The organism is Alicyclobacillus shizuokensis NBRC 103103, from assembly GCF_001552255.1.
Lineage (GTDB): Bacteria > Bacillota > Bacilli > Alicyclobacillales > Alicyclobacillaceae > Alicyclobacillus_G > Alicyclobacillus_G shizuokensis.
Genome location: NZ_BCQV01000094.1, coordinates 1 through 3,207 on the forward strand (window position 1 = coordinate 1; position 3,207 = coordinate 3,207).

The 3,207-nt window shown below is 48.8% G+C and carries 3 protein-coding genes and 1 pseudogene; all 4 read right to left on the reverse strand.

Going from position 1 to position 3,207, the window contains the following annotated elements:
* On the reverse strand, positions 1 to 672 hold a 672-nt coding region (locus ASH01S_RS17335), incomplete at its 3' end, for a hypothetical protein (protein ID WP_157067227.1).
* Positions 673 to 685: 13 nt separating this feature from the next.
* The gene (locus tag ASH01S_RS17340; protein WP_067929688.1) at positions 686 to 1,888 is read right to left on the reverse strand and encodes a glycosyltransferase family 4 protein; all 1,203 of its coding nucleotides are present in this window, start codon (positions 1,886 to 1,888) and stop codon (positions 686 to 688) included.
* 433 nt (positions 1,889 to 2,321) lie between these two features.
* A complete protein-coding gene (locus ASH01S_RS19815) occupies positions 2,322 to 2,450 on the reverse strand; it encodes an IS3 family transposase (protein WP_373278604.1) in 129 nt (42 codons plus the stop codon).
* A gap of 23 nt (positions 2,451 to 2,473) precedes the next feature.
* A pseudogene (locus tag ASH01S_RS17345) lies at positions 2,474 to 3,207 on the reverse strand (IS3 family transposase); the annotation flags it as partial.

A 3,207-nucleotide genomic window follows, 5' to 3' on the forward strand; every position in this document is an offset into this window, starting at 1 on the left:
GCTTTGCTCCTTCAGTGCCTTGATCTCTGTTCGCAGCTCCTCATTCGCCTCTTGGAGTGCTTGGTTCTCCGACGTGAGACGTTCATTGATCGCTATCAACCCTTGGTGTTCCTGTTCGCTTTGCTCCTTCAGTGCCTTGATCTCTGTCCGCAGTTCCTCATTCGCCGCCCGGAGCGTTTGGTTCTTCAGCGCGAGACTCTGATTGGTCGCTATCAACCTGCGGTACTGCTGTGCGCTTTGCGTTTTCAGTTCCTTGATCTCGGTCCCCAGTTCGTCATTGGCTTCCTGTAGTGCTTGGTTCCGCGACGTGAGACTTTCGTTGATCGCCAGTAGCTTTTGATGCTGCTGTACACTTTGCGCTTTCAGTTCCTTGATCTGAGCCTTCAATTCCGCGATCTCTGCTTTGGGCTCCTCATTGCTCTTTTGAACCGGTTCCTTCAACCTTCGGCGCTTCTGTTTGTCTTGATACTTCCATTTCTCCTCCTTCAGTTTCGAATCGCCCTTCTGAACAACTCTGCTCTTCACCTTCAGTAGACCGGTGGAATCTCCGCCATTGGTTGGAGTGAGAATAAGCAACGCGCCCGATTTCTTGCTGTTTTTTGTGGGCAACTCGGTGCCCTGGCTTCCACTCTTCCTTGATATCGAAACAAGCCTTGCCTTCGCTTTTTTCACAGTATTCCCTCCGTTATAGGCCAACTTCCCTATAGACCCCCAATGTCTTATCCATCATGGTCTCTAAAGCCCATTGCGTCAGAGCCCTTTGCTTTCCTCTTTCTGCTATTGAGTTCCTGTAATCATCGTCTTCAATCAAAGTTTTCAAGTTTCGATACAATAATTCGTCATTGCCTGCCGGAGATATTAACCCGGTCTCTCCATCGACGACCATCTCGGGTATACCGCCTGCATCCGAAACAACAACGGGCTTTCCGGCCACCTGCGCTTCCATAACCGAAAAAGGCTGGTTATCCTGAAGACTGGAAAGTACGAAGATATCCGCTTGGTGGAGCAGAGATGGCACATCATTGCGATTACCTAAAAAAATGATGTTATCTTTCAGATCCATCCGTTTTGCCTGTTCCTCCAACCGCTTGCGAAGTGGTCCATCACCCGCGATCCAACAGATCCAGTCATTTCTTTCCTCTTTCAACATGGCAAGCGCTTGCAGGAGACACTCATGGCCTTTCACCGGAACAAGTCGAGCTGAACAAACAATGACCTTCTTGTTCGATGGACGTTCAGGCTTCGGATATTGATCTATGTTCTGATACCAAGAATCAATATCCATTCCGTATGGAATTATCTTCAAGTGTTCGCTTGGGATGTTGAAATCGTTGACATACAGATTTTTTAGCCATTGGGTAGGAACAATTGTGATATCGCTAGACGTTGCCCCATAGTATTCTTCCATGGCCGCGTAGCTCCAGGCCAGCGTATTCCGTTCCTGGACCTCACCCGCTATCAGGTACTGAGTCGCAAGACAACCATGGATCGTGGCAATCAAGGGCACATGCTTGGGTTTCACACGCCATAAGGCTCGTGTCGAGACGATGTCTTGGGTGTGGATGAGGTCGTATTTCGTTAAACCGAACACGGTGGCTGCCGCTTCATAAGAATACCTTTCTATCTCCCGCCATCGAATCCAAGAATCAACCTGAGAAAGTTGTTGATTGTAAAAACCGAGAACCTTCTCGTATATGAGATCTTTCACCTTCGATTTCTCGAAATATCGACCACTGTTGGGCATATAATATTTTTGCATATCCGGATGGTGAGCAAGGATGTCTACCTCATGACCCATGCGCTCCAATTCATTCTTCAGATTGTACACATAGGTTGATACTCCTCCGACGTGCGGAAGATACCAGTACGTGGCCAACAGGATTCTCATGCCAATCACTCCTTTCCGGCGTTGCTCCAATCCCTTGCGCGACGGACCCGGGAATGAAAACTCAATGAATTGTCGCTGGTCTTTTCATCATGATTTCGCATACCCTCGACTTTATCGTGCTGTTGGACTTGCGCCTCCCCTCGCGAGGAATATCTGTAACAGCCTATGTAGACCTCTCTCCGGCGGAGCGGGACATGAGTCCATTTTTCAGAGGCGTATGTCACCATTCAGGCCTCGTAACCACATAGACAATCTGTATGGAATAGTAGGGATAAGGGCGATGGAGATGATATGAGCTGTGTGTAGGGGCAGGTCAGGATATGGTTCGAACCAGGGATCTATTATTGTTCTTTTGGTATTAAGTCAATAGAATAGACACCCCAAAACAGAGAAATTGTAAGTTTTAATATTCTGATATGGTTTCTGTTCCCACTCAACTTGCCTTGGTCCTCAATGCTTGGAAATATCTTCTTTCGCATTCAACCGGTGTTAGATAACCGATGGATGAGTGAACTCGCTCCCGGTTGTACCAGATCTCGATGTATTCGAAGATCCGCCGCATCGCCTGTTCCCTCGTTTGATAATGCTGTGAAACGATTCGATGCACGCATTATCAAAGCAGTTGCCTTTGCGACTCATGCTACCAACCATCTTGTATTCTCGCAGCTTTTCCTGGTAGTCATGAGAGGCATATTGGCTCCCACGGTCCGAATGATGCAGCACTGGTTCTGTTGTTTTCTGGCGTTCGCAGGCCTGCTCCAGCGCTCCGATGCACAGCTCTTTTGTCATCCGTGCGTCCGCACGCCAGCCCACAATCTTGCGGCTATATAAATCCTCCAAGCTGGCCAGGTAGAGCCATCCCTCATCCGTTGGGATGTATGTGATGTCTGCCATGTACACTTGGTTAGGACGCTCTGCTACGAACGTTTGGTTTAGCACATTCTCCTGCACCGGGTAATTAGGGTTCGAATACGTGGTCGCCTTGTACTTGCGAACTGTACGGCTCCTCAGTTGGTTTTCTCGCATGATTTTGGCCACGGTCTTCTGCGCCACACGTTCGCCCTCTTGCCGCAGGATCTGCGTGATTTTAGGACTGCCGTAGAGACGACGGGATTTCACGAATATCTGATGAATCCGCTTCGTTATTCGCTTGCGACGCTTGGATCGCTCGCTCTCAGGGCGCCCACGCCACGCATAATACCCGCTCCGAGATACCCCCAATATTTTGCACATCTTCTCAACCGAAAATTTGGAGCGGTGTCTGTGGATGAATTGGTACTTTATTTCCGGTCGTTTGTGAAGATGCGCACAGCTTTTTT